21 protein-coding genes and 2 tRNA genes are annotated in these 25806 nt (G+C 72.1%); 4 read left to right on the forward strand and 19 right to left on the reverse strand.

What is annotated here, in order from left to right; translation table 11 throughout:
• Positions 1-89 precede the first annotated feature (89 nt).
• Both ACLII4_RS14735 and ACLII4_RS14740 read left to right on the forward strand, forming a co-directional pair.
• Entirely contained in the window at positions 90-1325 is a 1236-nt protein-coding gene (locus tag ACLII4_RS14735; RefSeq protein WP_412068160.1) for a DUF4105 domain-containing protein, read from the forward strand.
• A 7-nt stretch (positions 1326-1332) separates the two neighbouring features.
• A complete protein-coding gene (locus tag ACLII4_RS14740; protein WP_412068161.1) occupies positions 1333-1761 on the forward strand; it encodes a BLUF domain-containing protein in 429 nt (142 codons plus the stop codon).
• Between the two features lie 46 nt (positions 1762-1807).
• Here ACLII4_RS14740 and ACLII4_RS14745 read toward each other — a convergent pair.
• The 4 genes from ACLII4_RS14745 to ACLII4_RS14760 form a co-directional block, all read right to left on the reverse strand.
• Positions 1808-1879: transfer RNA gene (locus ACLII4_RS14745), tRNA-Glu, on the reverse strand.
• A gap of 24 nt (positions 1880-1903) precedes the next feature.
• Positions 1904-1977, reverse strand: a tRNA-His gene (locus ACLII4_RS14750).
• A 91-nt stretch (positions 1978-2068) separates the two neighbouring features.
• Positions 2069-3256, reverse strand: coding sequence for a M16 family metallopeptidase (locus tag ACLII4_RS14755; protein ID WP_412068162.1), 1188 nt, complete (start codon positions 3254-3256; stop codon positions 2069-2071).
• A 161-nt stretch (positions 3257-3417) separates the two neighbouring features.
• Entirely contained in the window at positions 3418-4773 is a 1356-nt protein-coding gene (locus ACLII4_RS14760) for a M16 family metallopeptidase (RefSeq protein ID WP_412068163.1), read from the reverse strand.
• Between the two features lie 238 nt (positions 4774-5011).
• Here ACLII4_RS14760 and ACLII4_RS14765 point away from each other — a divergent pair, with 238 nt between their 5' ends.
• Positions 5012-5452 carry a glutaredoxin family protein gene (locus tag ACLII4_RS14765; protein WP_412068164.1) on the forward strand — a complete coding sequence of 147 codons (441 nt, stop codon included), beginning with the start codon at positions 5012-5014 and terminating at the stop codon, positions 5450-5452.
• A 190-nt stretch (positions 5453-5642) separates the two neighbouring features.
• On the opposite strand, the gene ACLII4_RS14770 is transcribed toward ACLII4_RS14765, so the two are convergent.
• The 6 genes from ACLII4_RS14770 to ACLII4_RS14795 all read right to left on the reverse strand — a co-directional run bounded on the left by ACLII4_RS14770 (position 5643) and on the right by ACLII4_RS14795 (position 11707).
• The gene (locus ACLII4_RS14770; protein ID WP_412068165.1) at positions 5643-6689 is read right to left on the reverse strand and encodes an ATP-grasp domain-containing protein; all 1047 of its coding nucleotides are present in this window, start codon (positions 6687-6689) and stop codon (positions 5643-5645) included.
• A 360-nt stretch (positions 6690-7049) separates the two neighbouring features.
• Positions 7050-7589, reverse strand: a complete 540-nt coding sequence (locus ACLII4_RS14775; RefSeq protein ID WP_412068166.1) for a dTDP-4-dehydrorhamnose 3,5-epimerase family protein — start codon at positions 7587-7589, stop codon at positions 7050-7052.
• 100 nt (positions 7590-7689) lie between these two features.
• Positions 7690-8970 (reverse strand): methyltransferase domain-containing protein, encoded by a 1281-nt coding sequence (locus ACLII4_RS14780; RefSeq protein WP_412068167.1) that lies wholly within the window; start codon positions 8968-8970, stop codon positions 7690-7692.
• Positions 8971-9022: 52 nt separating this feature from the next.
• Positions 9023-10096 (reverse strand): NAD-dependent epimerase/dehydratase family protein, encoded by a 1074-nt coding sequence (locus tag ACLII4_RS14785; protein WP_412068168.1) that lies wholly within the window; start codon positions 10094-10096, stop codon positions 9023-9025.
• Positions 10097-10251: 155 nt separating this feature from the next.
• Positions 10252-10545, reverse strand: a complete 294-nt coding sequence (locus ACLII4_RS14790; protein WP_412068169.1) for a hypothetical protein — start codon at positions 10543-10545, stop codon at positions 10252-10254.
• Positions 10546-10942: 397 nt separating this feature from the next.
• Entirely contained in the window at positions 10943-11707 is a 765-nt protein-coding gene (locus ACLII4_RS14795) for a WecB/TagA/CpsF family glycosyltransferase (RefSeq protein WP_412068170.1), read from the reverse strand.
• A gap of 175 nt (positions 11708-11882) precedes the next feature.
• On the opposite strand from ACLII4_RS14795, the gene ACLII4_RS14800 reads away from it, so the two are divergent.
• Entirely contained in the window at positions 11883-12917 is a 1035-nt protein-coding gene (locus ACLII4_RS14800; RefSeq protein ID WP_412068171.1) for a hypothetical protein, read from the forward strand.
• A gap of 66 nt (positions 12918-12983) precedes the next feature.
• Here the strand turns inward: ACLII4_RS14800 and ACLII4_RS14805 are convergent, their stop codons facing one another.
• The 9 genes from ACLII4_RS14805 to ACLII4_RS14845 all read right to left on the reverse strand — a co-directional run bounded on the left by ACLII4_RS14805 (position 12984) and on the right by ACLII4_RS14845 (position 25786).
• Entirely contained in the window at positions 12984-13937 is a 954-nt protein-coding gene (locus tag ACLII4_RS14805; RefSeq protein WP_412068172.1) for a glycosyltransferase, read from the reverse strand.
• Positions 13934-15175, reverse strand: coding sequence for a glycosyltransferase (locus ACLII4_RS14810; protein WP_412068173.1), 1242 nt, complete (start codon positions 15173-15175; stop codon positions 13934-13936). Before ACLII4_RS14810 ends, ACLII4_RS14805 begins: the two co-directional genes overlap by 4 nt.
• A 4-nt stretch (positions 15176-15179) precedes the next feature.
• The gene (locus ACLII4_RS14815) at positions 15180-16601 is read right to left on the reverse strand and encodes an O-antigen ligase family protein (protein WP_412068174.1); all 1422 of its coding nucleotides are present in this window, start codon (positions 16599-16601) and stop codon (positions 15180-15182) included.
• Between the two features lies 1 nt (position 16602).
• Positions 16603-19188, reverse strand: coding sequence for a glycosyltransferase (locus ACLII4_RS14820; protein WP_412068175.1), 2586 nt, complete (start codon positions 19186-19188; stop codon positions 16603-16605).
• A gap of 25 nt (positions 19189-19213) precedes the next feature.
• Positions 19214-19726, reverse strand: a complete 513-nt coding sequence (locus tag ACLII4_RS14825; protein ID WP_412068176.1) for an SLBB domain-containing protein — start codon at positions 19724-19726, stop codon at positions 19214-19216.
• 24 nt (positions 19727-19750) lie between these two features.
• Entirely contained in the window at positions 19751-22375 is a 2625-nt protein-coding gene (locus ACLII4_RS14830; protein WP_412068177.1) for a GumC family protein, read from the reverse strand.
• A gap of 498 nt (positions 22376-22873) precedes the next feature.
• The gene (queA, locus tag ACLII4_RS14835) at positions 22874-23923 is read right to left on the reverse strand and encodes a tRNA preQ1(34) S-adenosylmethionine ribosyltransferase-isomerase QueA (RefSeq protein ID WP_412068178.1); all 1050 of its coding nucleotides are present in this window, start codon (positions 23921-23923) and stop codon (positions 22874-22876) included.
• A 114-nt stretch (positions 23924-24037) separates the two neighbouring features.
• Positions 24038-24826: a M48 family metallopeptidase gene (locus ACLII4_RS14840; RefSeq protein ID WP_412068179.1), complete on the reverse strand. Its 789-nt coding sequence runs from the start codon at positions 24824-24826 to the stop codon at positions 24038-24040.
• Between the two features lie 210 nt (positions 24827-25036).
• The gene (locus ACLII4_RS14845) at positions 25037-25786 is read right to left on the reverse strand and encodes a TonB-dependent receptor plug domain-containing protein (RefSeq protein WP_412068180.1); all 750 of its coding nucleotides are present in this window, start codon (positions 25784-25786) and stop codon (positions 25037-25039) included.
• Positions 25787-25806 lie beyond the last annotated feature (20 nt).

Raw genomic sequence — 25806 nt, forward strand, 5'->3', positions numbered from 1 at the left:
CCCGCCTCTTCGCGACGGCGGCTCGCGTCTCGGGCCGGTGCGAACGGGCGACACCGCGCCTGGCCCGGGGGGGCGGGTAGCTTGGCGACATGCGTTTCTTCGTCTTCGCGCTGCTCGTCGCCGCCGCGCCAGCCTCGGCCCAGCCCTCCCCCCCCGCCCCGATCGGGCTGTCCGACTCGGCGCGCGTGTCGCTGCTGACGATGGTGCCCGGCGACGAGGTCTACAGCCTGTGGGGCCACAACGCCCTCCGCATCGTCGACCCGGCGGCAGGGCTCGACCGGACGTACAACTACGGCACGTTCACCTTTGAGCAGCCCAACTTCGTGCTCCGGTTCCTGTCCGGCCGCCTCGACTACATCCTGGGCACGGCGCCGTTCGACCTCGAAGTCGCCCACTACCGCTCGCTCGGCCGCCCCATCATCGAGCAGCGGCTGGACCTGCCGCCTGAGACGGTCCGCGCCCTCTACGACCGGCTCGAGATCAACGCGCTCCCGGCCAACCGGGCGTACCGCTACGACTTCCTGCGCGACAACTGCTCGACGCGGCTGATCGACGTGCTCGACGACGCGCTCGTCGCGACGGGCCAGCCCCGGATCGACCTTCCTGCACCGGCTGGCGGCGCCACGTTCCGTGATCTGGTCGGGCCATATTCCAAGGGCCGACCGATCATCGACCTCAGCACCAACCTGGGCCTTGGCCTGCCGATGGACCGGGTGGCCGAGCCCCGCGAGGCCATCTTCCTGCCCGACGCCCTGCTTGCCGCCGCCGACGGCGCCACGATCGGCGACCGGCCCCTGGTGGCCGAGCGCGACACCCTGTTCTGGGTCGAGGGTGCCGGGACCGTCGAGCCCGCGTTCCCGTGGCCGACCGTCGTCGGGTGGCTGGTGTTGGCGCTGGGACTCGTCGTCACGGTATGGGGCTGGCGCAAGCCGCCGAGCCGGGGCGCCCGCGTGCTCGACCAGTCGCTGTTCGCCGTGGTGGGGGTCGTGGGCCTGATCCTGCTCCTGCTGTGGGTGGCGACCGAGCACTACGTGACGCGCGCGAACCTCGAACTGCTCTGGATGTGGCCGACGCACCTCGTCTTCGCGTTGGCGCTGCGCCGAGCCGAGTTGGTCCGCTGGCGCCCATACGCAATCGCGAACGCGGTCGTGACGGCCGGGGTCGTCGTGGTGTGGGCGGGCCTGCCCGAGCCGATGCACTCCGCCGTGCTGCCGCTCGCGATCTTGGTCTCGATCCGGGCCGGGGCCCGGGCCTGGGGCGTCTCCCCCCCACCGGCTGGCGCGATTTCTGAGACTGGGGAGGCGTTGTCCACCGCAGAGGCGTAGATCGGTCATGCACACTGTCCTCTACCGGTCTCGCGCGCGCGCCGGCCTCCTCGCTTCCGATCTCAACGCCATCATCGCGACGGCGGAGCTGCGAAACCCGTCGCTCGGCGTCACCGGCCTCCTGCTCTACGGCGATCTGCCCGCCGTGGCTGGCGCGCCCGGCGAGTTCGTGCAGTGGATGGAAGGCCCGGAGCCATCGGTCGAAGACCTGTATGAGCGGATCAAGGCCGACGCGCGCCACTTCGACGTGGAAACGTTGGCGCGGGGGCCCATCGCGGAGGTCGCCCGGAGGTCCGGCGTGGTGCGGCCAGACGGCCGCCTGTTCGGGCGGTGGGCGATGGGGCTCGTCCGCTTGTCCCAGCTTCCAGCGACGTTGCCCGGCTTCCTGGGCTTCGCACGGGACTGGGATCGCAAAACGCTCCCGAAAGCGGCCTAAGCGCTCCCACGAGCGGCCAGAGGCCGAGGCCCACGCCCCGGGGTCGTACCGCGTACGGGATTTGAACCCGTGTGACCACCGTGAAAGGGTGGCATCCTAACCCCTAGATGAACGCGGCGGGTGGCTCCATTCGGAGCCGGAGGGAGACTAGTGGGAATTGAACCCACGGCCTCCAGGGTCACAACCTGGCGCTCTAACCAACTGAGCTATAGCCTCCGTAGCCGTGCGAGCACGGTCCCCCCAAGCTATCACGGCGCGCCCGCCGTCGCCCCGGGCCCGACGTTGAAAATCTGAGAAGGGCGGTCCGCTACTCGGCCTCAGGGAGCGTGCCGGCGACGGACTCGTGGAAACCGGCCGGGCGGATGTGCTGGCGGACGGCGGCGGTAACTGCGTCGGCGGTGAGGGCCCCGACGAGGGCGGAGTACCGGTCGAGGTAGCCCACGTCGAAGCCGCGCTCGGCGTTGACGAGCAAGCGGGCGGCCACGCCGGCCGTGGTCGCCAGCCCGACGACGTGGCGGCCGGCGAGCGTGGTCTGGACGGCCGCCAGCACGTCCGGGGCGACGCCCTCAGCGACGAACGCCTCGACCTCGGCGCGCGTCGCCGCGATGCCCCGGTCGAGGTTCTCCTGGCTCAGCGTCACGTTGATGCTGACGTGGCCATCGTAGCGAACCGAGGGGGCGCCGAGCCCGGCGCCGATCCCGTACGTCAGGCCCTGCTCGTCCCGGACCGTCTGCATCAGGCGGCCCGAGAAGTTGCCGCCCAACGCGAAGACGCCCGCGTACGCCGCGAGGAAGTCCTCGGCGTCGCGGCGCAGGTCGACAGCGTGGCCCAGGCGCACGTCGAGGTTGCGGCGGTCTGCCATCTCGACGACGACGCGGCCCGGCGCGTCGGCGCCCGCCTCGGCTGCAAAGACGGGCTGGCGGCCGTGCGGGGCGAGGTCGGCAAAGGCGGCGGCGAGCGCGGCGGAGACGGCGGCCGGATCGACATCGCCGACGACGGCGACCGTGAGGCCCTCCGAGCCGACATGCGTGCCGTGGTAGGCGCGCAGGTCGTCGGGGGTGACAGCGTCGACGCGGGCGATCTCGGCGTCGGGGTCGAGAACGTGGTTGGGATGGGCGGGGCCGTAGATCAACCTCGACAGTGCCCCGGAGGCCTGGGCACCGGTCGACTCGCGCGAGCGCCGCACGCCTGCGACGGCGCGGACCTTGGCCTTCTCGACTTCATCCGGGTCGAGCGCTGGCCTCATCAGCTGCTCGGCGACCAGGCCGATGACGAAGTCGAGGTCGTCGCGCAGGGCCCGGCCGGCGAAGCCGAGGCGCAGGCCGTCGGCATAGAACGAAACCTGGGCGCCCCGGCCTTCGAGCGCCTCGGCAATGGCGAAGCGGTCGCGCGACTCGGTCCCCTTGTCCAAGAGGTTGGCGAGGAGCGACTGCACGACATCGTCGGCGTCGGCGAGGTCGGGCGCGGCCTCGAAGGAGCCCCGGAAGCTGACCACGTCGGGAACGTTGGTCGGCAGGGCGAGGAGACGGGCGGGGCCGGCGGCGGAGTCGTGGACGCGGTCGGCGAGGGGGGCGGAGACGGTCAGGGGTCCGGGGACAGGTTCGGGGAGCAGGGTTCGGGGGCGGTCCCGAATGCGAAGAGGACGACGGGCGGGGACTACTCCGGGACGTACCAGGCGACCGTCCGCCGGTCGTCGTCGAGGACGGCGACGGCCGCGGCCTGCACGTCGGCGGCGGAGACGGCCTCGATGCGGTCGCGGTACTCGGCGAACAGGGTCCAGTCGCCGACGGCGATGGCCTCGTTGAGCTGGGACACGACGGCATAGGGCCCGTCACGGCCGAAGGCCTCGTCGGCGACGACCTGGCGGCGGGCGCGGGCGAGCTCCTCGTCGGTGACGCCGTCGGCGGCGACCTTTCGCAACGCGGCGCCCAAGGCGGCCTCGGCGGTCTCGTGCGTCACGTCGGGCGCGAGCGTGGCGTAGGCGATGAACAGGCCGGGGTCGCGCAGGCGGGGGAAGTAGGCCGACGACGAGGTCGCCAGCCCCGCGTCAGTCATCGCGCGGTAGAGCCGTCCGGACTTGCCGGCGCCCAGGACCTGGACGAGCACGTCGAGCGCGTCGGCGGTCTCGTCGAGGCCGGCGGGGGCCTTGTACGCGAGCAGGACCGCGCCGAGCTCGCCGGCTTGGCGGACCGTCACGCGGCGCTCGCCGCGCTGCTCGGGCTCGCGCGTGACCGCGGCGTCGGGGTCGCGGTGGACGAGCGGGGCGGGCGCGTCGGGGTCGCCGCTGGCGTCGGCTGGGATCTGGCCAAAGTGGGCCTCGACAAGGTCAAGGGCCTCAGTCCGGTCGAACTGGCCAGCGACCGTCGCCGTGGCGCGGCTCGGCCAGTAGTAGGTGTCGTAGAAGTGGCGGAGCCCCGCGGCGGTGACGGTCTCGACGTCGGAGCGCCAGCCGATGACGGGGTGGCCGTAGGGGTGGGCCTGGAAGGCGGTCGCGTACGTGGCGTGGATCAGCTTGCGGAGCGCCTCGTTTTCGCCCCGGTCAAGCTCGTTGAGGACGACGGTCCGCTCGGAGAGCAGGTCTTCGTCGCGGACGCGCGCGCCGCGCATCCGGTCGGCCTCGATCTCGACCGCCAGCCCGAGGTGCTCACTCGGGAGCAGCGCGTAGTAGTTGGTCCGGTCGTACCACGTCGTCGCGTTGATCTGGCCGCCGACGGACTGCAGGACCTGGAAGACGGAGGTGCCGAGGTCGCGGTTGAAGCGCTCCGACCCCTTGAACATCAGGTGCTCCAGCAAGTGCGTGGCGCCGGTCAGCCCGGCGCCCTCGTTGCGGCTGCCAACGCGGTACGTCACCTGGAAGGCGACCACGGGCGCAGCGGCGCCGGGTGCCAGGAGGACGGTCAGGCCGTTGGCACGGTGCCGGTATTCCTCGACGCCGCCGAGCGCGCGGACGGGCTCGAAAGCGGGGTGGTCGACGAGCGCGTCGGTGTCCAGGGCGAGCGTGTCGGGCGTCATGCGGGGCGGAGGGGGGCGCGCGGGTACGGGCCCGGCCGGGCGCGGATCCCCGGGCGGAGAGGAGGGGACGAGTCGAGGAGGGGAAGTGGGTGACGGAGGGCCGTGCCTCCCTCCCCGCCGCGCCGGAGCCGCGTGGCGACCCGACTGGCTGGCGCGGGTCGCCGCGTACGAATGCGCGGGCCCGCTACGTCTGAGGGTCTCCCCGGCCGATACCTTTCGTCGTCTCCCCTCTCGACCCATGCGGTTCTCGCTGTTCACCCTGTTGTTCGTCGTCGCCGTCTCCGGCTGCCGGTTCGAGTCCCGCGCGCCGATGGACGCGTCGGTCGCGGAGGAGGCTGGCGAGGCGCCGGCCGCTCGACCCGTCCTCCCACCGCCGCCCGGCACGCAGCCGTCTCCGCCGCCGGACGCACTAACGAACCCGGCGACCGTCGACGGCAAGGCAGAGGTGGTGCTCTACGTCACCGAGTGGTGCCCGTACTGCGCCCAGGCGCGGGAGTACATGGCCACCAACGAGATCCCGCACCGGGTCGTGGACATCGAGAAGGACCCCGAGGGCCAGCGGGAGTACGCGGCGCGGGGCGGGACGGGCGGGATCCCGCTGGTGGCCGTCGGCCTGCGGGCGATGGAGGGCTGGAACGCGTACGTGGCCCAGGGCATGCTGGACGACGCGGGCTACTAGCGCGGACTCCGGGGTGTGGCCGGGCCCGCCCGTTCGCACAGCCTCCCGATCTGACCGCGAGCCACTCCCCCCTCGCCTCCCGCACACGGCTTGTGCGAGCGCCGAGGGTCTCGCCGGGATGCGCGCGTAGGTCGGAGACCTCTCCAGATCCCTTCGATCCCGCCGAGGTCTCCCCGCGCTTCCGCTGGCGTCAGTCCCTGGCGGGTTCGATGTCGATGCGCACCGCATCGCGGGCGGCGTCCAGACGGGCGCGCGCCTCCTCGGTCTCTGCGCCTGTGACGACGACGTGGCCGATCTCCTCGCCGGAGCCCTCGCGCGGTCCGACGGCGTCGCCCGGCGCGACGCGCACCGTGGCTTCAACGACGCCTGGCAGATCCTGAACCGTATCGATCCCCTCGACCTGTTGCACCACGCCTGCGCCGGGGTGCAGGATCCACACCGCCGCCGACTGGCGGGCGCGCTCGGGCAGCGCCACCGTCTCGCCGCGCTCGACGCGGGCCCACACCTCCCACGCATCGACGCCGTACGCCAGTCCGATGAGGCGCATCAGGTGGCCGCCCGGCGGGCGCACGGCCACCTCTCCGAAGACGAGCCCCTCAGGTCCGAGAAACACTTCGAGATGCGTCATGCCTCGCTCGATGCCGAGTGCCTCCCACACCGCGCCGTGGAGACGACGGACCGCGGACGCAGACTCGGGGTCGAGAGGGGCCGGCACCAGGCTCGCCTCACGTGGGACGACGTAGTCCGTCGCGCTCATCCAGCGCATCTCGCCCCCCCACCCGATGCCCTCAGCGCTCATCTCGGTCCCCGTCACGAACGACTCGGCCATCCAACCCTCCGGAAGGCGCTCGGGTACCCCCTGGATCTCTCGCACGACCTCCGTCCCGCGCCCCCCCGACCCCGCGCACGGCTTCACGACGAGCGGGAGCCCTAGCCGCTCAATGAGAGCGTCGCGCCCCAACCCCTCCTCGGCCAGCACGAAGTCGGCGCATGCGATCCCGGCCTCTCGAATGGCCTGCTTCATCGCGCCTTTGTGCGTGCATCGCCGGGCCGTCTCGACACTCACGCCATCGAGCCCGAGCGCCTCCCGGAGGTACGCCGCCGGCAGGACCGACCGCTCCGTGAGCGCTAGGACGGCTTCGGGTCGGAAACGTCGGATCGCTTCGGCCACCGACCGCCAGTGCGACGCCGGGGCCTCGAACGTGGTCTCGACGACGTCGGAGAGGAGCGCCGCCATTCGCGGACCGGGCGTTCGTTCTGCGACGAGCACGGCGCGCAGCCCGAGTTGCCCGACCGCTTCGACGGCTGGACGGCGCAACCCCACGAGGACAATGCAACTCATGGAGTGGTGTCGGGGCTCACGTCTCGACGGGGAGGGTCGGTGGGGCGCCCTAGACGCGCGAGCGACCAGGCCGTTTCAATCCTCAGCCACCCGCGGGCCTCTCCTAGAAACTGCAGGTGCTTGAGGTCCGCACTCCTCAAGGCCACCGGCCCGCCCGAATCCATAGCCACCCGCGGGCCTCTCCTAGAAACTGCAGGTGCTTGAGGTCCGCACTCCTCAAGGCCACCGGCCCGCCCGAATCCATAGCCACGCACGTCAGCGTCCGAGGAAAGACGCCAGTGGGTAGCCCGCGTCGCGGGGGTGGATGACGGCGACCGGGCGGGGCCAGGCGATGGCGAAGGCGGGATCGTCGTAGCGAACGCCGCGAGCCGCGTCGGGGGCGTAGGGCGTGCTCATCATGTAGAACACCTCCGAGTCGTCAGCGAGCGTGAGGAAGCCGTGGGCGCAGCCGGGCGGCACGACGAGCGCCAGCCCATTCTCGACGCTCAGGGCCTCGGCGTGCCACTGGCGATAGGTCTCAGAGTCTGGCCGGAGATCAAGGCAGACGTCGTAGACGGCGCCGCGCGTGCAGCGGACGAGCTTCTGCTCGCCGTGCGGCGCGGCCTGCCAATGCATGCCGCGCAGTGTGCCGGCGCGCGCGTTGAACGAGGTCGAGCACTGGGCGACGCGGGCGTCGAGGCCGGCGGCGGCGAGGGCATCGGGGTCCCAGGTGCGGGCGAAGTGGCCCCGGTCGTCGGTGTGGCGCTGGGGGCGGACGACGTGGCAACCGGGAATGTGGGTGGGTTGAAGGTTCAACGGTGGAAAGTTGGAATGCGTGGCCGGAACCAGCGGTGGAGATGGGTGGAGCGCCGCCAGCAGGCCAACATTCCACATTCAACACCGCACGAACCAACGTTTAGAACACCTCGACGCGGGGGATGGGGACGACGAACTGGCCACCCCACTCGCGGACGTGAGCCATCTGGCCGGCGATCTCGTCGCGCAGGTTCCAGGGCAGGATGAGGACGTAGTCGGGGCGCGTCTCGGCGATCCGGGACGGGTCGTAGACCGGGATGCGGGCGCCCGGCGTGTAGGTGCCCTGCTTGTACGGGTTGCGGTCGACGGTGTAGTCGAGCAAGTCGGTGCGGATGCCGCAGGTGTTGAGCAGCGTGTTGCCCTTGCCCGGGGCGCCGTAGCCGACGACGGTCTTGCCCTCGCGGCGGGCGGCGATCAGAAAGTCGAGCAGGCCGCGCTTGGTCTCGCGCACCTGCTCCGCGAAGGCGGCATACGTGGCGAGGTCGTCGACGCCCCAGGCCTGCTCGCGGGCCGCGAGGGCGGTCGCCCGGTCGGTGACGGGCTTGCTGGCGTCGGCGTCGTGGCGGGCGTAGATGCGGAGCGAGCCGCCGTGCGTGGGCAGCTCTTCCACGTCGAAGAGCGTCAGTCCATGGCGGGCGAAGACGCGCTCGACGGCGGTAAAGGAGAAGTACGAGAAGTGCTCGTGGTAGATCGTGTCGAACTGGTTCTCGTCGACGAGCCGGAGCAGGTGGGGAAACTCGACGGTCGCGACCCCATCCTCCGCCAGCAGGACCGCCAGCCCGGCGACGAAGCTATTGAGGTGGGGCGTGTGCGCGAGCACGTTGTTGGCCGCGAGTACATCGGCGCGGATCCCCTCGGCGCGCATGGCCCGGGCCTCGTCCTCGCCGAAGAAAGCGACACGCGTGGGGACGCCCTTCACGCGAGCCGCCTCAGCGACGTTGGCGGCGGGCTCGACGCCGAGGCACGGGATCCCCTTCGCGACGGCGTGCTGCAACAGGTAGCCGTCGTTGCTGGCGATCTCGACCATCAGCGAGCCCTCGTTCAGGCCAAATCTGTCGGCGACGGCGTCGACGTAGCGCCCGGCGTGGGCGACCCAGGAGTCGGAGAAGGACGAGAAGTAGGCGTACTCGCCCGCGAAGATGGCCTCGGGGGGGACGACCTCGTCGATCTGGACGAGCGAGCACTCGTGGCAGACGAAGGCGTGCAGAGGGAAGTACATCTCCCCATTCCCAAGGGCCTCAGGACGAACGACGTTCTGGCACGGCGGGCTGGTGCCGAGATCGACGACGGAGAAGCGGAGGGGCGTCCCGCACGAGCGGCACTTAAACCCCTGGTCAGGAGCCTCGGCGGGGAGGGCGCGGGTGGAGTCGAGGATCTGCATGTGCTGGGAGTGGCCTGGAGAGCCCCCCTCCTGAACGGGCGGGGCGTCTGGGTCAAGCGGTGGCGACGAGCGAAGGGGCGCCGCCCGCTGGGCCGCCGTCGACGGCGGCCCAGCGGAGGTCGGGGCCGAGGGCGCCGGTTTCGAGCAGGCGCTGGAGGTGGGCGACGCGCGAGTAGCCGGGGCCCTCGAAGACGGCGGGCGCGAGGTCGAGGCCGGCGAGCGCGTCGCGGACCTGACGGATGCCATCGGGGACGGTCCAGCGCGGGCGCCAGCCGGGCAGCCGCTCGGCGATCTTGGCAAAGCTGACGCGGTAGCTGCGGGCGTCGGGGGAGGCCCCGTCGGCGAAGGTGACGTGGCAGCCTGGCACGGCCTCGCCGACGAGCGTGGCCACGTCTCGGATCTGGTAGTTCTCGCCCTCGCGGCCGACGTTGAAGGCCTGGTCGTGCACGGCCTCGCGCGGCGCCTCGACGGCGGCGAGGGCGGCGTGCGCGACGTCCTCGACATGGACGAGCGGGCGCCACGGCGTCCCGTCGCTGAGCATCCGGATGGCGCCGGTCGCCACGGCCCACGCGGTCAAGTTGTTGACGACCAGGTCGAACCGCAAACGGGGGCTGGCGCCGTAGACGGTCGCGTTGCGGAGGTAGACCGGCGAGAAGGCGTCGCTGGCGAGGGGCCCGAGCCCCGCCTCGGCGTCGACCTTGGCGCGTCCGTAGGGAGTAACGGGATTGAACGGCGCCTCCTCGGTGACGGCGTCTTGGCCGGCGGCGCCGTACAGACTGCACGAGCTGGCGAAGACGAACCGGCCGACGCCGGCCTCGCGTGCCAGCCGCGCCAGCCGGACGGTGGCCTGCGCGTTCACGTCGTTGGTGAGGCCGGGGTCGAGGCTGCCGAGCGGGTCGTTCGAGAGGTTCGCGAGGTGGATGACCGCGTCGACACCGTCGAATTGATCGGCGCCGGCGTCCCGCACGTCGAGCCGGACGGCGGGGGGAGCCGTGGGCTGGGGGCCGAAGGCGCAGGCCGAGAACCAGCCGGTGTCGAGGCCGCAGACGTCGTGGCCGGCGGCCTGGAGGATCGGGGCGAGGACGGTACCGATGTACCCGTCGTGGCCGGTGAGGAGGATGCGCATGGGAGGGCGGGCGTTCGCCGAGCCCACCGGCCAAGTCCGTGCCAGCGTGCCCGGCGCCCGTTCACTCCGCCGCCGGCGGGCCGCTTGGTAGACATGCCGAAGGGCCGCCTCGAGTGGTGCCGAGGCGGCCCTTCGGCCCAGATAGCAGGGTCGCCCTAGCTGGTCTGCGAGATGTGAACCTCGTACATGTCGCCATCGGAACGGCGGCTGTTCACCTGATGCTCGCCCTCGAAGTTGCGCCGCATATAGTTGCGGACGCCCTGGACTTCATTCTTCGTCGCCTTGAAGGCCAGGACGCTGTCCGAGTCGAGCTCGCGGAAGCGGTCGCCGATGGGAGAGTACTTGCTCCGCCGGGTCCCCTTTGCGCTGCGGCGTTCGGTCGCTTCCGACTGGGACAGGGTCTCGAAATCGAAGGGGGTGCTCTTGCGAGGCGTGCGGGCTTTAGCCATGGTTCTGGTGGGGTGGTAGTGCGGAAGTCCGTGTTGCTTCCGCTCCCAATAGTACTCAATTACCATTGACTGCCGGCGCCATTGAATGAGTCACGTCGCGATCCGGACGCCCCGTCTGCGCAACACAAGTCTTCCACACATCCCAAAGACGATGTTCAGGGCTTCCCTCTCCAGTTGACACAGGCGGTCAGAGTTCAACGTTTACGTTGCGACGAGTGGACTGCGATCCCTTCGGCCGAATGCCCAGAACGTGTGGTCATCGACCAGACCCGCAACGACGTCCGCCTCTGGTATGGACCTACCCCCACCACATCCTCTCGTCTTCCTCTCCTCTTGCCAGGGTCGAACGGTGGAGCATGGCCAGTTCCCCCTCGTGCCGAGGAGCCCATCTTTCCAGCTAGCCCGCAGCCGGCGCCATCTCCGCCAGGCGTCGCCGTTCACGGGCGGTGCCGATGAGGAATCGAGGGACGACGCGGCTGTAGCGCTTCCATAGGCGCCGTGGCTCCATCGCCAACCGGAAGGCCCACTCCAGACCGGCCCGCTGGAGCACGGGCGGCGCCTGTCGGAGTACTCCGGCGTGGAAGTCGAACGCGGCGCCGACCCCGAGGCAGACCGCGCCCACGCGGGTGGCGTGCTCGGTGCACCACCGCTCCTGGCGAGGGCAGCCGAGCCCCACGAACACGACGCGGGCGCCGGAAGCTCTGAGCTGTTGGACGAACGCCTCGTCCTCCTCGTCGCTCAGCGGCCGGAAGGGCGGCGAGATGGCAGCGGCGATGTCGAGACCGGGGACCGCCTCAGGCATCCGCTCGACGAGCGCCGCCAACACCGCCGGGGACGATCCGTAGAACGCGACCGGAAGGCCCTCGGCGGCGCACCGCTCGGCCACCGCCAGCGTGGCGTCGGGGCCGTAGACGCGGTCGCGCTGGGCCACGCCGCGGGTCCGCATCTCGCGGACGATGCTCATGCCGTCGGGAACGTTCAGGTCGGAGTCGTTCATCGCCCGCGCGACGGCGGGGTCGTCCTGGGCCTCGATGACGCCGTGCGCATTCGAAAAGCACACCGACCGACCGTCGCCGGCCCGAGCCCAGTCCAGGATCTGGTCGGCCGCATCGTCGGTGGTGAGCGCGTCGAAGCGGACGCCGAGGAGAGAGACGGAGGGCATGGCGGTCGGTCGGGGGGGGGACGGCAGGGCCATCGGCAAAGCGGACGCCAGCCGGTAGCCGCCGCCGTCCGGCAGAGCGGACGGGAACGCGCGGGCTCCGGCGTCGCGGGCTGAAGGGGCGCTAGAGAAGCCGCCTCGTCCGCCGATACAGAGGACGCCCACTCCCTCTCCCTGCATGCCCGCGACCGTCATTTCCACTTGGTTCTATGCCGAGCAAGAGGGCGAGGAAAGCGTCTATCCCCAGGTCGGGGGCCGGTCATCGTCGACGTGGTTCCAGGCCGTCTACTGGCGCTGCGTGGTCGACTTCTTCGCCGCCAGTGCCCGCGTCAACCCCGACGTCGAGCACCGGCTCTACACGAACGTCGACACGATCCCGGACGTGGAGGGCTTCGACACGGGCGCCTTCCTCGCGCGGCTGGGCGTCGAGATCGTCGTGCTCCCCTACGCGATGCGCCCGCCGGCCGGCTACTTCGGCGCCTGGGCCAATCAGTTCTATGTGCTCGACGTGACGGCCCACCTCGCGGAGACGCTCGGCCCGGACGACGTGGGTCTCCTGCTCGACTCCGACTGCGTCTTTACCCGGCCTGTCGGCCCGCTGGCGGACGCGGCACGCGAGCACGGGGCCCTCACGTTCAACGCACAGATCGGACCGGACGAGGAGCAGAACGGGCTGACGCCGCGCGAGATGGGCCAGATCTACCAGAGCCTCGGTGGCGGCTCGGGCGACGGAGCGGACCCGATCCCAGCCTACGTCGGCGGCGAGATCGTGGCCGGCACGGGCACGGCGCTGGCGGCGATCGTCGCCGAGGCCCGCGCGGTATGGCCCGAGATGCTGCGGCGCCACGAGGCCGGGCTGCCCAAGTTCAACGAGGAGGCGCACCTGCTGAGCTACGTCTACCACCGCCTCGACTACCCCCTCGGCACCGCCGACCCCTTCATCGACCGCATGTTCACGTGGTTCACCGGGGCCACCGTCGCGCCGGGCCACGAGGAGATGATGATCTGGCACCTGCCCAACGAAAAGCGCCTCGGCTTGCGGCGCCTGTTCCGCGCCGTCGCCGACGACGCCTCGTGGTTCTGGACGATGCCCACCGACGGGCCCTGGCGCCAGCGTCTCGGTCAGACGCTCGGCGTGCCCAAGCGGACGCCTGTAAAGTGGGTCCGCGATGTGGGCCGGGCCGTCCGCGACAAGGTGGAACGGCCGAACTGAAGCGAAAGGGAACAGGAGTGAGGAACTAGGGAGAGCCGCTGATTCCTCTCCCCTGCCAGCTGATCCCTAGCTCCGCTCCGCGCCCAGGCCGAAGTAGTTGTCTGGGCCGGGGACGACCAGATTCTTGAGGCGGCCCAGGCCAACAGCGAACCGTGCCAGCCCGACGGCTGCCCGCGCGCGGTCTGCTGGCGACAGCCGGGCTCGCGCGATGCCCCGGGCGAAGACGACGGCGCGGCCCCCGGAGGGCAGCAGCAGGCCGGTGGGCCGCACGCCCGTCTCGTATTCGATGTAGTCGCGGCGAGACATCTTGCGGGCGCTGCCCGAGTGGAGCCGTTGATCGAAGAGGGGACGGTCGACGTGGGCCAACGGGCCCGCCAGCACCAACTCCGCGCATACGGCGTCCTCGACGCCGGGCATCGCGAAGGGCTCCGCATGGACCACGGCCTCGCGCCGGAAGACGCCGTAGATCAGCGACTGGCCCGTCTTGTCGCGCAGGAAGCGGAACAATCGGTGGCCGGGGTCGGCGTCGCCGAGGGCGGCCCAGTCGTCGGGCGTCCACCGGAAGACATCGTCGCCGTCGAGGAAGCCGCCGCGCTCGGCGTCGAAGGGGTACGGCTGGCCGTCCTCATCCACCAGCACGACGCTGGTGTGGGCGCCGGCCGCCTCGGGGCGGGCGTCGAGGGCGGCGAGGCAGGCGGCGAGAAAGTCGGGCCGGAGGTGGTCGTCGCAGGCGGCCCACTTCACGAACGGGGCGCCGGTCTCCAGCGCGTGCGCCATCGAGCGGTTGAAGTTGCCGTTGGCCCCCAAGTTCGTCTCGTTGCAGTGGGCTCGAATGCGCGGGTCGGCGGCGGCGGCGGCTCGGGCGATCTCGGCCGTCCCGTCGGTCGACGCGTTGTCGGTGATCACGGCGACCCAGCGCGTTTCGGTCTGGGCCCGGAGCGCGTCGAGCATCGCGGGCAGGAACGCCGCCCCGTTGTAGACGGGGACCGCGAGCGCGACGCGGGGGGCGTCCGCCGTCATGCCGCCGCGCGCTGAGCGATGGCGTCGTCGTAGATCTGGCGCAGCTCGGCGTAATTGACCGAGCGGGAGAAACGGCCCTCGAAGCGGCGGATGGTGCGGCAGCGCATGGCGCGCAGGCTCTCGGGGTCCGCCATCATCTCGCGGACGACGGAGGCGAGGGCGGCGGCGTCGCCCCGGGGCACCAAGCGGCCGGTGTCGCCGTCGGAGACCATCTCGGGGAACGCCCCGTGGTCCGTCGCCACGACCGGCGTCCCCTGCCCCATCGCCTCGACGGCGACGAGCGGCCAGCCCTCGTACCACGTCGACGGGGTGATGAGCATAGCCGCTCCACCCATCAGCGCGGCCACATCGTCGGCCGTCTGCCAGCCCAGCGCCTCGATGCGCGGGTCGCTGGCGGCGGCCTCGGCGACGAGCGGCGCGAGGGGTCCGCTGCCTGCGATGCGGAGGGTGGGGAGCAATGGATCAAGCGCCCAGGCCTCCAGCAGCACCTTGATCCCCTTGCCCCGGGCGAGGCGCCCAGCAAACAGAGCGTAGTCCCCGCCGGAGGCCGGGACGGGGTCCGACGGCGGCGCGTTGTGTTTGACCGCTACGCGGTCGGCCGGCAGGCCGCCCTCGATAAAGAGGTCGCGCGCGAAGGCGCTCAGGGCGATGTAGCGGTCGACCTCCGTCGCCCAGGTGCCCAGCACACGGTGGAGGGCTGTCGTGGCGGCGACGGCGGCCGTGGCCGCGCGGTCGTCGCGGTAGCAGGCGTGGCGGACGGCCGGCGTCGCGAAAGCCTTGCCCACGCAGTCGTGGCAGATCTTCCCGTCCCGCAGGAGCAGGTTGCCGGGGCAGACCATCCGGAAGTTGTGCAGCGTGTGGACGGTCGCGGCGCCCCCCGCGTGCGCGGCCCAGAACACCGACGGCGACGCCAGCGGCAGCGTGTTGTGGACGTGCACCACATCGACCCCCTCAGCCTCGACGATCCCTTGGACGTGGTCGTGCGCCGTCCGGCCCCACAGCGTCCGCGCCGCGAGTGCCACGCGGCCCATGCCCTGCACGTCATCGTTGTGCAGGACGTAGCGCAGGACCCGGTGGCCGTGCTCCTCCAGCAGCGCGCCCTCGCGCACGAACACGCCGTCCTCTCCGCCGGGCTGCTGGTACACGTTGTGCACGAGCAGGACGGTCAGCGGCGGGCCGGAGGCCGAGGCCACCGGGGACGGGCGGGGCGGGTGGACGAGGGTAGCCGAGTCGCTCATGGCGTCAGGCGGGGGCGGCCCACGACCAGGGGCGGGTGGCGTCAGAGGGCGGCGCGGCGCTGGCTTCGGGCGGGGCCGAGGGGCCGAGCGCGCGGACGTCGTCGAGCAGGTGTGGGTGGGACTCTTGCAGACGGACGCCCGCCAGCGCCAGCCCGAAGACGGTCCAGAACCAGACGGCGCCCATCGGCCCTTCGAGGTAAACGTCGAACGAGGCGTTGACGTGAGCGCCCAGCCAGAGCGCGCCGCAGACGGCGTAGAAGGCGGCCCAGGCGTCGAGCTTGCGGCGCCGTGCCCGGCGGGCAGCCGCGGCGACGGAGATGAACCACCAGCCCTGGAGCGCCAGCCAGCCGAGGAACAGCGGGACGCCACCACGGGCCAGGACCGTCAGGTGCGAGTTGTGCGGGCTCCGGAGCGAGCCGGCGTCGTCGACGGCGAAGCCGTCGTCGGTGGCGAGGTTGATGCCGAAGCCCTTGCCGTCGAGAAAGTGCTCCCCGGCGAACGTGTAGCCGACGATGTCGCCCCACCATTCGAGGCGCCACTCGGCCGTGCCGCGGAGCATGTGGTCGTCGCTCTGGCCGGCGATGCTCTTGATGTTCTCCCAGATCTGGCCGACCGAAAAGTCGCGGTCGCCGTTGTTCATCTCGATCCCCATCGACCCCACGCTCAGGCCGAGGACGAGGAGCAGGACGCCGACATACGCGAACCGGCCGAACCGGGCCATCGCCGGCTTCCAAAGCGCGGCCAAGCTCATCGCGAGGACGAACCCGAGCATCCCGCCCCGCGAGGTCACCATCAGCGCCAACGCGCCGACGGTCAGCCCGGCGACGAGGGCGGCCCGGGGCCGAACGAACCCGGCGGCCACGTACGTCACGGCCGCCGCGAGCAGCACCAGCAGGTCGCCCGGCTTGGTCTGGATGATGTTGACCGGCGCCCACGGCCACGGCGGGACGAACGGGTACATCCGGTTGATGAACAAGACGGGGATGGCGAAGAACGCCAGCCCCCAGGCCACCTTCGAGAAGCGGCGGACGAGCGTCCGCAGCCGCTCGGGCCGGGCCGTCACCAGCCCGTAGGAGACGAACGCGAACAAGGCGTAGAGCACCAGCATCCCGTCGCGCGCGGCGTCGAACCCCCACTGCGGCACCCCGATGACCACCTTGACGACGGCCCACACGACGAGCACGGCCGCGAGCATCATCGGGCCCGTCGGGTAGAGGGTGGCCTGGCGGCGGACGGAGACGAGGGCGACGAGCCCGAGCGCCAGGGCGACCTCGCCGATGAACAGGGGCGGGGCCCCGACGTAGGCGAACCCGCGGCCCGCCATCGCGTAGCCCAGCAGCACCACGCCCAAGAAGGTGACGTAGCGGTCGGCAAACGAGCGCGTGCCGACGACGGCGGGGCGGTAGGTCCAGGCCGGGATCTCCATGTCAGGCGGCGACGGGCTGGTGGGCGGCGTGGGTGGGATGGGCCGGGCGCTCGCGCTCGGCGACCTCCCAATAGCGCTCGGCGAGCGCGGCGATCTTGGCGCCCCACGCGAACCGCTCGGCGACGACGCGGCGGCCCTCGCGGCCCATCCGTTGGCGCGCGGGGCCGTCGACGGCGACGTAGCGCAGGGCGTCGGCGAGGTCGACGACGGCCTGGGCCGGCGTCACGGCGGGGACGAGCACGGAGGTCTCCGGCGGGGCGTGGACGACGGTCCCGCCCAGTGCGAGCCCGACGACGGGGCGGCCGGCAGCGAGCGCTTCCAGACAGACACTCCCGCCGGACTCGTGCAGGCTCGTCTGGATCAGCGCGTGCGTCTCGGCCAGCCGCTCCAGCACCTCGGCGCGGGGCAGCGCCCCGAAAAAGCGGACGCGGTCGGCGACGCCGAGGTCGGCGGCGAGCTGCCGCAAGCGGTCGTGCTCGGGCCCGTCGCCGATCATCCACAGCTCGGCGCCCGCGAGCGCGACGTCGTCGGCGATGGCGGCGAACGCCTCGATGCCGAGGTGGTACGCCTTGAGCGCAAGTTGGCGGCCGATGCAGACGAACCGGACCGGCCCGTCGTCGGGCTCGGGGATCGCCCCGAGCCGGGCGATCTCGTCATCGGGCAGCGCGATCGCGCCCTGCACCTCGACCGGCGTGGTACCGATGGCCTCCATCCGGACGCGCGTCTCGTCGGTCGTCGCGAACGCCAGCCGCGCGGCCCGGGCCGTGCGCCGGACGCTCGGGAGCTTTTCGAAGAGCCGCTGGGCTTGCTCGCGGCGGCGCTCGTAACGAACGCCCTCCGGCCCCAGAGCTTGCACGAACGGCTCGGGCGCCGCCTCTCCCCCACCGACCGGCCCCCACACGAACGGGACACCGAGCCCGGCGACCGCGCTCGGCGTCCAGTACTTGACGAAGGTGATGTGGTGCGAGAGGTCGAACGGGCGCTCGCGGTGGAGACGGCGGGCGACGCGGGCCGCGGCCATCTGCCAGGCGAGGTAGTGAAACTGCCCGGGCGCGCCGTGCATTGGTTCGCCGCGCACGCGGTACTTCTCGGGCTCGAACGGGAGCGCGTAATACGCGAACCGGAGGTGCTCGACGGGCCGCTCCGCCAGCTCGGCCTCGACGTACATCCGGGCCCCCGCATACGTCAGCACCGTCACGTCGTGGTGTCGCGCCAGCTCGCGGACGGTGTTCCACCCGACGCCGCCCTCCGACCCCTCTCCGGGGTCGCAGGCGAACGCGGAGACGAGCACACGCAAGCGGTCGCCGGTCGACCCGGGCGCGGGCGCCGGGTCGGTCTCTCGGCGCGCGGGCCCTGCCAGGATCCCGATCTCGCAGAGCAGCCCGAGCATGTCGGACAGGAGCGCGCCGACGACGCCGAGCGCGGCCGTCATGCCCAGCCCCACGGTCCCGACCACGCCGACCGTCGCGACGCGGGCGCGGAACACGGCCTCGGGCCGCTCAGCGCTCCGCACCACGGTCATCAGCACGTTCGCGACGGCCACGCCGAGCGGCGCGAGCGCCAGCAGCACCAGCACCGGCGTCGTCAGGACGTACTGGCCGTCGTAGAGGAACGCCACGGCGGCCTTGCCGAAGAGCAGCATCAGCGCCCCGTACGCAACGGCCATCGCCACGAACGCGGCGCCGACGGACCGCGCGGAACGGCGGAGGGTGCCGGCGGCGCGGGCGCGGACGAAGATGGGCAGGCACAGCGTCGCCAGCGCGGAGAACCCCATCATGGCCGGCATCGCCAGGTTGTAGAAGGCCCGGAGCGCGCCGCTGCCTGCGAGCCCCACGAACAGGGGCAGCGCGAGGTACGGGATCGCTGTCTGGGCCCACTCGATGGCGCCCGTCGGCGCGGCCCACCGGCCGTACTCGACGTGGGCAGCGCGGGCGTCGGCGGCCAGGGCCGGGTCGGCGGCACGCACGGGGATGCCGAGGCGCACCCCGAGGGCGACGGCGGCGACCAGCGACGTGGCGCCCATCAGCGCGAACCCTGCCGCGCCGCTCAGCGCGTCGACGCGGTACAGGGCGACGGCCCCTCCAAGTAGCAGGACGAGGTAGAGCGCGCCAGCGGCCGCAGCCCAATCGGGACGGGAGACGACGTAGCAGGCGCGGCGCATCAGCCACAACGCCAGAATCGCGCTCTGGGCGACGGCCAGCACGCCCAGTAACGCCCCGAACGCCGGGCTCCCCAGCGCCCACGCCAGCCCGCCGCCCGCCGCCAGCAGCGCGCCGACGGCGACGGAGTACCGGGCGTGTTCGGCGAGGAGCGACCGCAGGTACGGGCCTGTCTTCCCCTCGAACCGGCCCGGCCCAAACACGAGCATCGGCTCAATGAGCAGCCCGCCGTGGACCGTTCCCGCCAGCAGGAACACCATGAAGGCGACCGTGAAGCCGCCGTACGCCTCGGGCGTCAGCCAGCGCGCCAGGAGCACGTTAACCAGGAAGTTGGCCCCCGCGAAGAGGGCTTGGTCGAGGACGGTCCACGACCCCTGACGGAGCCAGGAGCCCGCGGAGGCCCGAATACGGGACACGAGGTCGGACATGAGGAGCGGCCAGGCCGCCGTGGCGCTACTGCCCGAGGCGATCGTAGATCAAGACGGCCGTGCTGATGCCACCGACGACGGTCAGCGCGTCACGCCAGCCGAACCGCCGCTTGTCGATCACCTCGACCAGCATGGCGTCGTCGTGCCGGAGCGCGGGGATCAGCTGGGGGTTGGTCACGGCGTCGGCCAGCAGCGCGCCGTAGATCATGCCGTTGCCGGGCCGCATCAGCCGGATCTCGACACGGCGCTCGCTGTCGCGGTCGCGCGTGTTGACCTGAGGGCCGCCCGAGAGCGCCAACAGCTCGCGGAGGCCGGTCTCGTCGGCGATCTCGTAGAGGCCGGGGTTGAGGACGGCGCCCTCGACCTGGACCTGGATGGTGGCCTCGCCGGGAAGGTGGTGCCGGTAGTAGCCGGGCGCGTTGCTGACGGTCTGCTCGCTCCGCCCGATCCGGGTCACGGGGGCAGGGTCAGGATCGGCGGTCTGGGCAGCGACGGGGAACGCGAGGGCCGCGAGCGCGGCGAGAAGGAGGAAACGCATAGGTCGGGGGGACGAAGACGGGGGTCAGTCGCGGGCGGCGTGGCGGACGCCGGCCGTGGAGCGGAAGCCGATGGCCCCCGTGGGGTCGAAGCGGTTGAGGACGGCGCCAACGCGTGTCAGGCCCACGGAGGCCAGCTCGCTCGCCACCTGCTCCATGGCCTCGATGTCGGTGCGCCCGGACTGGGCGACCAGCAACGCGGCGTCGGCGTGGGGCGCCAGTAGCGTGGCGTCCGCCGAGGCCAGCGCCGAGGGCGTGTCGATGATGACGATGTCGAACGCCGAGCGCAGGTTCTGCAGAAGCGCGCCGACTTGGTGGGGCGCCCACATCTGGTCGGGCGAGGCGGCCGTCTCCCGCGGCGTCATCGCCAGCAGGCCGGGCACCGAGGTGCTCCAATAGACCAGGTTCGAGTCGGCCGGGCCCTCGCCGAGCGGGGCCTGCTCGCCGAACCCGAAGAGGGCCCCAACGGCCGGGCGCCGCAGGTCCGCGTCGATGAGCAGCGTGCGACGCCCCGCCTGAGCGGCGGCGGCAGCCAGGTTGGCGGCCACCAGGCTGGTGCCCGCGTGCGACTCGGGCGCCCCGACGAGCACCACCTGGGGGTGCGCACCGCCACCTGCGTACAAGCCGGCGTGGAGGTGCCGGAACGCCTCGGCCTCGGGCGAGAAGGGCCGCGAGAGCGTGACCAGCCCCGGGTGGACGAGCGCCCCCTCGATCTCGTGCCGGCCGCCGCGCAAGGCGTCGGTAAGGTCAGGGATGGTGCCGATGACGGTGAACCCGTGCTCGCGCAGGTCATCGGGCGTGCGCGCCGTGGAATCAGTCTGGAACCGGATGAACGCGAGCCCCAGGCCAAGCAACAGCCCGACGATGCCGCCGAGGGCGGTCGCCGCCGGGGGCTTGAGGCCGGTCGGCTTGCGGGGCACTTGCACCTCGCGCAAGACCTGGGCAAATCCGAGCTCGGTGGTCTCGGCGAGCGATGCGCGGTCGTACTCGGCGTGGAGCTGATCGAGGGTCAAGGCGGCCTGCGTGCGCTGCCGCTCCAGCTGGCCGAGCTCGACCTGCTGGCCCGGGACGGCCCGGAGCTGGCCCCGTGCCTCGGCGAGTCGGCCGGACAGCGTCCGCGCCCGGGCTTCGGCGCCCGCCAGCTCCGCCTCGATGGTCGAAATCTGGCGCTGGAGGTCAGCCAGGTAGGACCGGCCATTTGAGGTGCTGCTGCTCATGTCCAGCCCACCAGCCCCGACGGCGGCGTCGGTCGCCGAGGCGATCCGGCGCTGGCGGTCGGCACGCAGGCCACGCAAGCGGGTGTCGATCTCGGCCACGTCGGGGTGGGCCGTCGGGTCGCCTCGGAGCTGCGGGTTCTGGCGGTAGATCTGCTCCAGCAGCCGCTCGTCGGAGGCGATCTGCGTGTCGAGGTCCGAGGTCTCCACGACCGACGGGGCCTGCGCGCTCCGCTCCAGGCGCTCCGGGACGGAGGCGAGGTCGCTGCGGAGCTGGCCCAAGCGGGCGCGGTGCGTCTGCGCTTCTACACGAGCGAGGTCGAGCTGGCCCTGGAGCTGGCCGATGGACGAGACCGTCATGCGCGTCTGGTCGTCGAGCCCAGCGGCGTTCTCGGAGGTCATGAACCTCTCGAGTTGGTTCTCGATCTCCGACAGCTCGCCCTCGCGCCGGGCGATCTGCTCATCGAGCACCTCGCGCGTCCGGGTCGAGCGCTCCTGCGACGACGTCCGGGTGAGGTCGACGTAGGCGTCGGTGTAGAGCTGGGCGATGAGGGTGGCCTCCTCGGGGAGGGCGGCCTTGGCGGAAACCTTGATGGCGTCGGCCTCATCGGCCGCCGGCCCGACGGTCACCGCCTTGTCCTGGAGGTACTCGCCGTAGCCTTCGGGCGTGAGCGCGCCGCCGTAGCGCTTGGTCGCCTTCTGGACCGTCGAGAAGGCGTCGGCATCCGGGCGGGCCAGGATGGAGGCCGCCGCGCTCTGCGCGATCTGCGGGGCCTGCTGCAAGACGAGCCCCTGGTTGACCACCTTCGACACGTCGACGCCCGGCGCCTGGGCGACGCCGCCCGCGCCCGCCTCGGTGTCGTTCGGGATGATGAGCAGGATGCTATGCGCCTCGTACGACGGCGTCCGGAACGTCGCGTACGCCGCGCCGACGGCGAGCCCGAGCGCGGTCAGCCCGGCGATGAGCCAGGCGTGGCGGCGGAGCATCCGCAGGGTGCTGCGGAACGAGCGGCGGGCCTCGGCGCGCGGGGCGGAGGACACGGGCGCCGCCGAGGGCAGAACTGCGGGCGGGCCGCTGGGCCGCGTCGCGGGCATCTGGGGGACGATCGGCGCGAGGGCGGTCGTCTGGGCCGGCTCGTCGTCGAACCCGATCTGAAAGCCGTCAGAGGGGTCGTAGCCCAATTCCGCCGGGGCGGCCGCGCCGTCGCCGAACGGGTCACCGAGTTGGACCGCCGGGCCGGCGGGGCCAGGCTCCGGTGCGCGCGGCGCCGGAGCGGGCTCAGGAGCCAGCGTCTCCCACGTCGGCGGGGTGGAGCCGGCGCGGCCGTCGCCGGGGCCTCCGAGATCTTCGAACACGGCGTCCTCGGCCGAGGCGTAGGCGCCGCCCAAGGGCGGGCCGGACGGGACGCGGCGGGGCGGGGTCGGGCGGTCGGACATGTCGTCGGGGGGAGATCCCGGGTATCGGCGGATGGGTCGCGGACTCTAGAGCGCCCGCGGATGTGTCTCCCGACGGGCAATCCACACACCCCTCTCACCCTGCGCGCTCTGTCCCAAGGCTTTGGCACGCTCCCCCGACACGCGGCGACGCTAATCGCGCCTTCCGACGCACAAGCGTGACTCTCCAGAGTCCAGTCCGGCCCCTCCTCGCCCCGTTCCCTCCCCCGGCGCTCCGAGCTCCGTCGTCGGTCCTTCAGAGGGAGATTGCCGATCCCTGAGAGGATCCTGTTGACCCTTGGAGGGCCTCTGCTGACCTCTGATGATCAACTGATCAACTGCAGGCCCGAGATGACGACCGGGCCTTCGGACCCCAACGGCCCTCCCCTCCCAACAGAGGCTGGCTGGCACCCACGGGGCTTGCTCTCCCTGCGAAGAGGGATGGGCGATCCCCGTGGTCGGGCGAGACAGCGTGCGTGTCTACAGGGGTCCGAGAGGGCTCTAGTCCACGATCAGCATGCAGTCGCCGTAGGAGTAGAACCGGTAGCCCTCGCGGACCGCGTGGCGGTACGCGTCCATCACGGCGTCGAGACCGCCGAACGTCGCGGTGAGCACGAGGAGCGACGACTGCGGGAGGTGGAAGTTGGTCAACAGCGCGTCCACGGCGCGGAAGTGGTAGCCGGGCGTGATCGTGAGGTCGGTGGGCCCGGCGACCGGCGTGAACCGGCCCGCCTCGTCCGCCGCCGTCTCCAGCGCCCGCGTCGACGTCGTGCCGACGGCGACGACCCGGCCCCCGGCAGCGCGCGCGGCGTTGAGGGCCTCTGTCGTCGCGGCCGGCACGTCGATGGTCTCGGCAGCAACGCGGTGCTCGGCCAGGTCGTCGGCACGGACGGGCTCGAAGGTGCCGTAGCCGACGTGCAGCGTTACCTCGGCCGTCGTCACGCCGCGTTGGCGAAGCGCGTCGAGGGTGGCCGGGGTAAAGTGGAGCCCGGCCGTCGGGGCGGCGACGGCGCCGCGGGCCCTCGCGAACATGGTCTGGTAGCGCTCCTTGTCTGTCGCGTCCGCCTCCCGGTCCACGTACGGCGGCAGCGGCATCCGGCCGACGGCGTCCAGCGCGGCCTGCTCGGCCTCGGGCGCCAGTAGGGCGCCGTCCCTCGTCAACCGCACGACGCGGCGCCCGTTGTCCAGCACGTGGTCGACGGTCGCCGCCAGCCCGTCGCCCAGGAGCACGGTCGCCCCGGCCTTGAGCTTGCGGCCGGGCCGCGCGAGCGCGCTCCACGAGCCGTCGTCGCGGCGGTCGATCAGGAACAGCTCGGCCTTCCCCCCGCTCGGCCGAGCGCCGACGAGCCGGGCAGGGACGACGCGTGTGTCGTTGAACACGAGGGCGTCGCCCGCCGCGAGATAGTCGGGGAGGTCCGTGAACCGGCGGTCCTCGACGGCGCCGGTCGCCCGGTGGAGGACGAGCATTCGCGAGCCGTCGCGGCGCTCGGCAGGGCGCTGCGCGATCAGCGCGTCCGGCAGGTCGAAGGCGTAGGCGTCGAGATCAGGCACGGGGAGCGGGGGACGGGGATCGAGAGGCGGACGGGCGGGCTCAAGATGATGCCCCCGGACTGTGCTGACCTCGACCCGTCCAATCCTCACCCCTCATTCCTCATTCTGCGTCCCTCACAGCTGTCCCGCCCGCCGCCTCACCGCTGCGAACTCCCGGTCGTCGCGGGCGAGCCCCCGGCCGTTGTACGCCTGCGCCAGCCGCCGGACTTCCTGCATCCGGTCGGACGAGAGCGGGTGCGTGCGGAAGAAGGCGACGCCGCCGCCTCGCTCCTGCGCCGCGAGCCGCTCCAGCAAGTCGCCGAGCCCGCCGGGGTCGTAGCCGACGTTGGCCATGATCTGGACGCCCAGGCGGTCGGCCTCGCGCTCGTCGCGCCGCGAGAACGACGCGAAGGCGCCCTGGGCCGCGATCTGGGCCGCGATCCCCTCGACGCCGCCGCCGACGCCGATGGCGCCCGCCAGCACGTTCGCCTCCTGGGCCGCCGACAGCCGCTGCGTGCCGTGACGAGCCGCGCCGTGCGCGACCTCGTGCGCAATGGCGCCCGCCAGCTCCGAGGCGCTCCCGACCTGCTCGATCAGACCCGTGTTGATGTAAACGAGCCCGCCGGGTACGTTGAAGGCGTTGATGGCATCGTCGCGGACGACGTAGAACCGCCAGGGGCGGTTGCCGAGCTGAGTCTGGCGGGCCATCGCCTGCCCAAGCCGGTTGACATAGGCCGTGACGGTGCGGTCATTCGTGAGCGGGAGCTTGCGGGCGAGCTCGGCTTCGAGCTGCTGCCCCGCCTGCCACTCCTGGTCGACGGAGTAGTAGTTGGCCCCGCCGAGCGTGGCGCAGCCGGCGAACGGGAGCGTGAGCGCGGCCAGCGCCAGCGCCGCCAGCACGGCGGAGGTCGGACGGAAGGACATCTGAGAACGGGGGTGGTGGGAGGGTCGAACGCCGATGAGTCCACATCGCGTTCCAGCACCGAGCCGCCCCTGCGCGCGTCGAGGTCACACACTCGGCCGAGCGCGTCGGGGACGCAGGCGGGCGTCTGGGAGGCGCTGGGCGCCGAGCAGTGGTGGGTCTCGTCGGGCGTCAGCGACCCCGTGACTCGACCGGGCCGCTCTGAGGAGGCGCTATCCGTCGATCTCGATCTGGGTCCAGATCAGGACCGCACCGCACGAGTTGCGGAACCGCGTGTGCGCGTACGCCATGGGCACCTCTGAGGGGCCCCGGTAAACCTCGACCGCCGCTACGTCGCCGAACGGGAGCGAGTCCACGTTGTCGGAGAGGTAGGCCGCCTCCGTGCCGTCGACGAAGACGGTCATCGGGCAGTCGCGGCGGCGCGTCGAGACGAGCCGGGAGAGCCCCCGGCCCCGGTCGATGCGGACGCCGTTCATGCCCCGGAAGATGTCCGAGAACTGCGAGACGTTGCGGGCGTCGAGCTCCTCGCGCGTCAGGAACGCCCCCGTGTGAGCATCGCGTCGATCGAAGAACCCGACGCGCTCCAGGCGCCGCCGGTTCAGGGTCTCCGCCGTCACCACCACATCCCCCAGACTGCGGACCCCGGGCGACAACCCGAGCACGACATACGTATTGGCGTCCGCCGAAACCGCGACGGTCGTGTCGACCGCCCCGTAGCCGAGGTAGGCCGCCCCCAGATCGACCGAGTCGGCGTCGACGACGAAGCGGACGCGGCCGTTGGCATCGGCTGTCGCCCCGGCATCGCCGGCGACGACGCTGGCGCCGGCGAGCGGCGCGCGTGTCTCGGCGTCGCGGACGAGCACCACGACGTGGCGCTGGGCGCCGGCGTCGGCCGCCAGCAGGGCGACGAGCAGGCACAAGATGGCGGGCATCGGCATGGCGTCCCCGAGGTGGTCGGTCACAGCATAGGGCGCCGGGGCCT

The sequence above is a fragment of the Rubrivirga aquatilis genome, assembly GCF_046845665.1.
Taxonomy (GTDB): domain Bacteria; phylum Bacteroidota; class Rhodothermia; order Rhodothermales; family Rubricoccaceae; genus Rubrivirga.

Excerpts from the sequence above, each read along its gene's own strand:
- ACLII4_RS14735 (WP_412068160.1), top strand. The coding sequence starts at position 90 with ATGCGTTTCTTCGTCTTCGCGCTGCTCGTCGCCGCCGCGCCAGCCTCG.
- ACLII4_RS14740 (WP_412068161.1), top strand. The coding sequence starts at position 1,333 with ATGCACACTGTCCTCTACCGGTCTCGCGCGCGCGCCGGCCTCCTCGCT.
- ACLII4_RS14760 (WP_412068163.1), bottom strand. The coding sequence starts at position 4,773 with ATGACGCCCGACACGCTCGCCCTGGACACCGACGCGCTCGTCGACCAC.
- ACLII4_RS14765 (WP_412068164.1), top strand. The coding sequence starts at position 5,012 with ATGCGGTTCTCGCTGTTCACCCTGTTGTTCGTCGTCGCCGTCTCCGGC.
- ACLII4_RS14770 (WP_412068165.1), bottom strand. The coding sequence starts at position 6,689 with ATGGCGGCGCTCCTCTCCGACGTCGTCGAGACCACGTTCGAGGCCCCG.
- ACLII4_RS14780 (WP_412068167.1), bottom strand. The coding sequence starts at position 8,970 with ATGCAGATCCTCGACTCCACCCGCGCCCTCCCCGCCGAGGCTCCTGAC.
- ACLII4_RS14785 (WP_412068168.1), bottom strand. The coding sequence starts at position 10,096 with ATGCGCATCCTCCTCACCGGCCACGACGGGTACATCGGTACCGTCCTC.
- ACLII4_RS14790 (WP_412068169.1), bottom strand. The coding sequence starts at position 10,545 with ATGGCTAAAGCCCGCACGCCTCGCAAGAGCACCCCCTTCGATTTCGAG.
- ACLII4_RS14795 (WP_412068170.1), bottom strand. The coding sequence starts at position 11,707 with ATGCCCTCCGTCTCTCTCCTCGGCGTCCGCTTCGACGCGCTCACCACC.
- ACLII4_RS14800 (WP_412068171.1), top strand. The coding sequence starts at position 11,883 with ATGCCCGCGACCGTCATTTCCACTTGGTTCTATGCCGAGCAAGAGGGC.
- ACLII4_RS14805 (WP_412068172.1), bottom strand. The coding sequence starts at position 13,937 with ATGACGGCGGACGCCCCCCGCGTCGCGCTCGCGGTCCCCGTCTACAAC.
- ACLII4_RS14810 (WP_412068173.1), bottom strand. The coding sequence starts at position 15,175 with ATGAGCGACTCGGCTACCCTCGTCCACCCGCCCCGCCCGTCCCCGGTG.
- ACLII4_RS14815 (WP_412068174.1), bottom strand. The coding sequence starts at position 16,601 with ATGGAGATCCCGGCCTGGACCTACCGCCCCGCCGTCGTCGGCACGCGC.
- ACLII4_RS14820 (WP_412068175.1), bottom strand. The coding sequence starts at position 19,188 with ATGTCCGACCTCGTGTCCCGTATTCGGGCCTCCGCGGGCTCCTGGCTC.
- ACLII4_RS14825 (WP_412068176.1), bottom strand. The coding sequence starts at position 19,726 with ATGCGTTTCCTCCTTCTCGCCGCGCTCGCGGCCCTCGCGTTCCCCGTC.
- ACLII4_RS14830 (WP_412068177.1), bottom strand. The coding sequence starts at position 22,375 with ATGTCCGACCGCCCGACCCCGCCCCGCCGCGTCCCGTCCGGCCCGCCC.
- ACLII4_RS14840 (WP_412068179.1), bottom strand. The coding sequence starts at position 24,826 with ATGTCCTTCCGTCCGACCTCCGCCGTGCTGGCGGCGCTGGCGCTGGCC.